Raw genomic sequence first — 7,161 nt, 5'->3', positions numbered from 1 at the left:
GCGTCCCCTAGGGGACTCGAACCCCTGTTACCGCCGTGAAAGGGCGGTGTCCTAGGCCACTAGACGAAGGGGACACACGTACTACATTCACTCCCTGCCGCGTTTCGCTGTGTGCTTTACGCTGCAAGTGGCGCGCATTCTATGGATGGATTGAGAGGTCGTCAACCCCCTGATATAAATTTATTTAAATCAATGACTTCGCCCTGCTTTTGGGCGCCATTGCGGTTTTTCCGCTGCCCGGCGTTTGACGCCTATATTCTGGCATCCGCCAAGACGTTATAGTCCACCGGATGATGGCAATCTGTATATCGAGTGCCATCATTTATAGAAGCGGGGCTCCGGCCGATATAAGTACAAGCATGTCCGATCCAACCCGTCGTGCGGACCTGGGCGCTCAAATGCCAACCACCAGACTCGCATGCGTAACCTATAAAGAGGTCTTACCGGTGACGCCACTCATGATCACCCTGCTAGTCGTAGCCGGGATCGCACTGTTGATCGCCATTGGCTACATGAACCATGTGGCGGAAAACAACAAGCTGGAAAAGGCCCGTACCAAGATTGAGCTCAACGATCGCCTGCGACGTTGCGGCGAAATCACCGAGACGTTCCCGGGCCAGCTGATGACTCCAGCGCTCAAGCTGCTGTTGGCCCGCCTGGAACTGAATGTCTGCCAGCGCCTGCTTAACCTGGAAAAATCCAGCGCCAACCTCAAGGCACGGATCGCCGAACTGGAGGCTCTTGTCGGCCAGGGTCAATCCATCCCGGTCAACAATCCGCCAGCACCGATCCAGACCGAAGCCAAGGCCAAGGATGTACGCTTCCTGCTCGAAGCCCTGCACGGCCAGATTACCCGCGCGGCACAGGACGGCTTCCTGCCCCCCAATGAAGCCAAACGCTGGATCCGTGAAGTGCGCCATATCCTGGTGTTGCTGCACATCGAGTTCTTCAACAACCTCGGCCAGCATTCCCTGCAACAGAACCAGCCCGGGCAGGCTCGCCTGGCATTCGAGCGCGGCGTGCAATACCTGCGCAAACAACAGGAGCCACAGGTCTACGCCGAGCAACTGGAATACCTGGAAAAACTCCTGGCTCGCGCCAATGACCAGGTCATGGATCGCATCGCGCCGGTCGAAGGCGAAGTCAACCAGTTGACCGAAGGCCTCAAAGACGTCGAGGCCGACGCGGACTGGAAAAAGAAAGCGATCTACGACTGACCGGCGAAAACCACTGTAGGAGCGAGCTTGCTCGCGATGGACTCCAGATCGCCGCGTTCAACCAGTAAACGCGCGTTATCTCTTGCGACCATCGCGAGCAAGCTCGCTCCTACAGGAAGCTTTAATCGAAATCATTTCAAAGCCTGAAATGCCCCACCATCCCCTTCAGTTCAACCCCCAGTTGCGCCAACTGAATACTGGACGCTGCATTGCCCTGCATCGCCAGCGATGACTGATCGGCACTGGCGCGAATGCTGGTGACACTGCGGTTGATCTCCTCGGCCACCGAGCTCTGCTCCTCGGCAGCCGCAGCGATCTGCTGGTTCATCTGCTGGATCAACGATACCGCCGCCGCAATACTTCCCAGCGCACTCTCGGTCTGCAAGGCATCGCTGACCGCCAGCTTCACCAACTCGCCACTGCTCTGAATCTGTTGCACCGACGACTGCGCTGCCGAGCGCAAGGCGCTGACCAGGCGTTCGATTTCCTCGGTCGATTGCTGGGTTCGCTTGGCCAACGCCCGCACTTCATCGGCCACCACCGCAAAGCCCCTGCCCTGTTCGCCAGCCCGCGCCGCCTCGATCGCCGCGTTCAATGCCAGCAGGTTGGTCTGCTCCGCCACGCTTTTGATCACACTCAAAACCGTGCCGATGTTCTGGATTTCCGCACTCAGGCTTTCAATGCTCGAACTGGCCGAGTTGGCCGAATCCGCCAACTGCTCAATCCGCGCCATGCTCTGGCGCACCACCTGCTGGCCACTCTCAACCTTGCCGTCAGCCGTTTGCGCGGCCTGGGCCGCTTCTTCCGCATTGCGTGCGACATCATGCACTGTGGCCGTCATCTGATTCATTGCGGTGGCGACCTGTTCGGTTTCCTCTTTCTGCGTGCTGACTTCGAGATTGGTCTGTTCAGTCACCGTCGACAGCGATTGGGCGGAAGTCGCCAACTGCTCGATCCCCGACTGCAAGCCGCTGACTATATGGCTGAGCCCCGCGCCCATTTGCTGCATTGCCTGCATCAACTGGCCGATTTCGTCACGGCGGGTCACGTCAATGGTCGCACTCAAATCCCCTGAGGCAATCTGTTGCGCCACATGAATCACACTGCGCAGCGGTGCCACGATCAACCGGGTGATGAACCACGCAGCAACCAGCCCAACCAGCAAGGCCAGGGCGGAAGAGCCAATGATCAGCAACGAGTTCTTTTTCAGTTCAGCCTGCATCGACTGGTCTTCAGCGCCATAAGCCTGATCCACCCGTTCAACCACTTGGGCAGCGCGTTGATGCAATTGTTGATAGACGGTTTTTTCCTGTTCCAGCAGGCCGGTGTACTCGGCGAGCTTGTCACTGAAACTGGCGATATGGCCCGTCACCTCATTGAGGACGGTCTGGTAGCCCTCATCCTTGACCGTGGTCTTGAGCTGCTCTGCCTGGGCCAATGCCTGGCTGGCCTGCTCGATCTTGCCCTGCCCCGCGCTGTCGTCACCTTTGCGGCTTTGATCCAGACGCACACGAGCTTCATTCATGGCTTGCAGCATCAAGCGTGAAACCTGGCTGACCTGGCTGGCCTGCTCGATGAATTGCGCACCGTCCTTGCCTTCGGAATCTTTCAGCGCATAGGCGCCGTCATCGGCGAGCCCGGATTGCAAGACATCAAGATTGTTGGCCACGCTGGACACCGACCAACTGGCCATTTCCAGCGCCAGGTCCTTGGCCTGGCTGAGCGAGACAAACTCGTCGAAGGCCTTGCGATAGGCACCCAGGGACTGCTCGACATCATTCATCACCGGCACGTTGGCCGCAGACGCGGCCTTGAGTTGGCCGGCCAGGGCGATCAAGCCATCGACACCCTCGTGCAGGGCATCGACGGTTTTCGAATTGCCGTGCAAGGCGTATTCCTGCTCCAGTAGCCGCACCTTGAGCAAACCGCTGTTGAGCGATGACATTTGCTTGAGGCCGTCGAAGCGCTGGCTGATGGTTTGCAGGGACCACACGCCAATGCCCGCCACCAGCGCAGTCAGCAACAGCACCAGGACAAACCCGATACCCAGTTTTTTCGCCATACCGAGGTTGGCAAAACGTCCTTGCACGGCCGAAATCATTGCACTTAGTCCCCTGCCAAAGTCTGTAGGCGCAGATTCGCAACGGGCCAGTGGCAACACAAGGCTCTGGCGCCGGAATAATGGCAAAAAGCTACGCCAACGTCGTTTTCAGAACGCTTGAGGTCGATCCCGGGCAGTGGCCTGAAAGAACGCACGGGCACGCGGGTCGCAGGCATAGGCCACGTTGATACGCTGCCAGTCACTGGCCTCACCCGAAGGGTTGAAGGCGGTCTTCGATGACAGCAGTACACCCAGTCGCCGTGCCTGGGCCCGCACCTGATCGTAGTCTGACACTAGTGACCGCGCCCAAATGAACAGTCCCCCCGCCGGCTTGCCGAAAACCTCCCATTCGGCATCTTCGAGCAGTTGCAACACCGCCAGCCGGTCGCTGTTCAGGCGTTGGCGCTGACGCTGCACCAGTTTGCGGTAGGCACCGTTAGCCAACAGGCACGCCAGCACCGACTCGCAAAATCGCGAGGCGCCCATGCCGCTGATCATCTTGACCTCGGCCAGACGCGTAATAATTTCGGCAGCGGCCACCACGAAGCCGACCCGCAAGGAACTGCTGAGGGTCTTGGAATAACTGCCCACATAGATCACGTTGTCGTCCAGCGCAGCCAGTCGCGTACCGGAACCGCTGTGCAAATCCGCATATACGTCGTCTTCGATCACCTGCACGCCATGCGCTTTGGCCAGTTGCAGCACGCGACGCGCCATCACCGGCGCAAGGCTGCTGCCGGTCGGGTTGTGAAAGAAGCTATTGATGAACAACCCTTGAGGCCGGTGTTTGACCAGCACCGATTCGAGCACGTCCACGTCCGGCCCGCGCGGTGTTCTCGGCACCTCGACCATGTGGATACCGTGCAGCCTGAGCAGATCGAACAGCACCGGATAACCGGGACTCTCCACGACCACACAGTCACCCGCCTTGAACAGTGTCCGCACGATCAGGTCGAGCCCTTGACTGGCACCCGCCGTGGTCATGATCCGGTTGTCCTGTGCCGGGATATCCAGTTGCCTGAGGCGCTTGAGGATCTGTTGTCGCAAGGCTGGCAAACCCAGCGGCGTGCTGTAGTTGAACAGACTGGCCGTGTCGGTGCGACTGACTTGCCGAATTGCATAACTCAGATCGTCTGTCTCGCGCCAGCTTTCGGGCAGCCCGCCACAGCCCAGCTTCAACTCACTCGAACGGCCCCCGTGCTCGGGCTCAGCCCCCTCGAACCACGCTGGCTCGTGCCTTGAACCCGCGGCCAATGCCGGGTTGGCAACCGCATAGCCCGCCCCATGACGTGACACCAGCATCCCTTGTGTGACCAGGCGTTCGCAGGCCTGGGCGACGCTTAACTGACTGAGCAAATTGTTCCGTGCGATCAGTCGCACCGATGGCAGGCGAGTACCGGGCGATACCCCGCTGGAATGAAGCCAGCACGTCAGCGCATCAACAATTTGCTGTACGACGGGCACCAGCGCCTGTCGGTCGATTCTCAATTCCATGAGCAAGCAAACTCCTGTGGTTTTGCGAGAAGCAGTTAATCACAGGAGCCTTCGCAGGCATGTGCGACAACGCCGCCAAAACCCTAGGTTCTAATCATTTGAAACACATTGCCCGGTCCCTTTGTGGAAGAAAAAAACTGTGGGAGCGGGCTTGCTCGCGAATGCGGTGGATCAATCATTAATATGTCGACTGACACGCCCTCTTCGCGAGCAAGCCCGCTCCCACAGGTTCCGCATGTATTCAGTATCGGTGCGTCGTTTTAAAACGCGGTAACGCCACCGTCCACAGCCAGTGAGTGCCCTGTGGTGAACGCAGCGCCATCGCTGCACAGGTACAACACCGCGCTGGCGATCTCCTCGACTTTGCCGATGCGACCTACCGGGTGCATGGCGTTGGCGAACTCGCCTTTTTTCGGGTCGGCTTCATAAGCGCGACGGAACATATCTGTGTCGATCACCGCCGGGCACACTGCGTTGACCCGGATCTTTTTCTTGGCGTATTCAATGGCCGCCGACTTCGTCAGGCCGATCACCGCATGTTTAGAAGCTGCATAGATGCTCATTTTCGGCGCAGCCCCAAGGCCAGCCACCGATGCCGTATTGACGATCGCGCCGCCCCCCTGCGCCAGCAGCAACGGCAACTGGTATTTCATGCACAACCAGACGCCTTTGACGTTGACGCCCATGATCGCGTCGAACTCGTCGAGCGTGCCTTCGGCCAGTTTGCCTTTCTCGATTTCGATGCCGGCATTGTTGAAGGCATAGTCGAGGCGACCGTACGCATTGATCACCTCATCCATCAGATTTTTTACATCGCTTTCCAGGGTAACGTTGCAGCGCACGAAGGTCGCTTCGCCACCGGCCGTACGAATCAGCGCCACCGTGCCCTCGCCGCCCGCCGCGTCCATATCGGCCACCACTACTTTCAGGCCCTCGGCGGCAAATGCCTGGGCGGTCGCGCGGCCAATACCGGCCGCCCCGCCTGTCACCACAACCACCTGGCCGGAAAACGTCATGCTCATTGTTATGTCCTCGAGAGAAGAAAGCGGGGAATCGCGTTGGACCAGTCTAGCCATGGAGATGTTGAACACGGCAGCACTATCAAGACTCCGGTTGGGCGCCCATGAGTTGCAGTGATGGAACTGCCGTACCAACTATCACTGCACTGGATCAACGTGCATTCGCCGCATCAGCCGAACTTGCGGCATCGTCGCTGACCGGCTATCAACAAAGCTTCATTACATCCTGAGTGCCTGCCATGACCTCCCAGACCAATCGCCAATTCCTGCTCGCCAAACGTCCGGTCGGCGCGGCGACCCGCGAGACATTCACTTATCAGCAAGTGCCGGTCGGCGAGCCGGCGGCGGGTCAGATCCTGGTCAAAAACGAATACCTGTCCCTGGATCCGGCCATGCGTGGCTGGATGAACGAAGGCAAGTCCTACATCCCGCCGGTCGGGCTCGGCGAAGTCATGCGCGCATTGGGTGTGGGCAAAGTCGTCGCCTCGAGCAACCCCGGGTTCGCCGTGGGTGACTACGTCAATGGCGCCATCGGCGTTCAGGATTACTTCCTCGGCGAGCCGCGAGGCTTCTATAAGGTTGATCCGAAACTGGCCCCCCTCCCGCGTTACTTGTCTGCACTGGGCATGACCGGGATGACCGCTTACTTCGCCCTGCTCGACGTCGGTGCTCCAAAGGCCGGTGACACCGTGGTGCTGTCGGGCGCGGCTGGCGCCGTGGGCAGCATTGCCGGGCAGATCGCCAAGATCAAAGGGTGCCGGGTGGTTGGCATCGCCGGCGGCGCCGACAAGTGCAAGTTCCTGATCGATGAACTGGGTTTCGATGGCGCTATCGACTACAAGAGCGAAGACGTCCTCGCCGGCCTCAAGCGCGAGTGCCCGAAAGGCGTCGACGTGTATTTCGATAACGTGGGTGGCGACATTCTCGACGCGGTACTGAGCCGTCTGAACATGAAGGCACGGGTAGTGATTTGCGGCGCCATCAGCCAGTACAACAACAAGGAAGCGGTCAAGGGCCCGGCCAATTACCTGTCGCTGCTGGTCAACCGCGCGCGCATGGAAGGTTTTGTGGTGATGGACTACGCCGCCCAGTACGCCAGCGCCGCACAGGAAATGGCCGGCTGGATGGCCAAGGGGCAGCTCAAGAGCAAGGAAGACATCGTCGAAGGACTGGAGACTTTCCCGGAGACGCTGATGAAATTGTTCAACGGCGAGAATTTCGGGAAGTTGGTGTTGAAGATCTAAGGCAACCACAAACCAATGTGGGAGCGGGCTTGCTCGCGAATACGGTGTGTCAGCCGACATCAATGTTGACTGACACACCGTATTCG

5 protein-coding genes, 1 tRNA gene and 1 pseudogene are annotated in these 7,161 nt (G+C 59.1%); 2 read left to right on the top strand and 5 right to left on the bottom strand.

Annotation, left to right across the window (positions count from 1 at the left end; genetic code table 11):
- Nucleotide 1: 1 nt before the first annotated feature.
- A tRNA-Glu gene (locus AC07XF_RS28615) sits at nt 2-74 on the bottom strand.
- Nucleotides 75-458: 384 nt separating this feature from the next.
- Here AC07XF_RS28615 and AC07XF_RS28610 point away from each other — a divergent pair.
- Complete coding sequence (locus tag AC07XF_RS28610; protein ID WP_495029197.1) at nt 459-1,217, top strand: hypothetical protein; 759 nt, start codon at nt 459-461, stop codon at nt 1,215-1,217.
- 136 nt (nt 1,218-1,353) lie between these two features.
- On the opposite strand, the gene AC07XF_RS28605 is transcribed toward AC07XF_RS28610, so the two are convergent.
- The 4 genes and pseudogenes from AC07XF_RS28605 to AC07XF_RS28590 form a co-directional block, all read right to left on the bottom strand.
- A complete protein-coding gene (locus tag AC07XF_RS28605; RefSeq protein ID WP_495029198.1) occupies nt 1,354-2,217 on the bottom strand; it encodes a methyl-accepting chemotaxis protein in 864 nt (287 codons plus the stop codon).
- Nucleotides 2,215-2,439, bottom strand: a pseudogene (locus AC07XF_RS28600) (HAMP domain-containing protein); the annotation flags it as partial. The gene AC07XF_RS28605 and the pseudogene AC07XF_RS28600, both read right to left, overlap by 3 nt.
- Nucleotides 2,440-3,426: 987 nt before the next feature.
- Complete coding sequence (locus AC07XF_RS28595) at nt 3,427-4,812, bottom strand: aminotransferase-like domain-containing protein (protein WP_495029196.1); 1,386 nt, start codon at nt 4,810-4,812, stop codon at nt 3,427-3,429.
- Between the two features lie 260 nt (nt 4,813-5,072).
- The gene (locus AC07XF_RS28590) at nt 5,073-5,834 is read right to left on the bottom strand and encodes an SDR family oxidoreductase (protein ID WP_495029195.1); all 762 of its coding nucleotides are present in this window, start codon (nt 5,832-5,834) and stop codon (nt 5,073-5,075) included.
- A gap of 236 nt (nt 5,835-6,070) precedes the next feature.
- On the opposite strand from AC07XF_RS28590, the gene AC07XF_RS28585 reads away from it, so the two are divergent.
- Nucleotides 6,071-7,075, top strand: a complete 1,005-nt coding sequence (locus tag AC07XF_RS28585; RefSeq protein WP_495029194.1) for an NADP-dependent oxidoreductase — start codon at nt 6,071-6,073, stop codon at nt 7,073-7,075.
- The last annotated feature ends 86 nt before the right edge of the window (nt 7,076-7,161 follow it).

Source organism: Pseudomonas sp. GW821-FHT01C01, assembly GCF_059422645.1.
The sequence above is the reverse complement of the archived record's forward strand: the minus strand, read 5'-3'. Positions and strand labels throughout refer to the sequence as shown.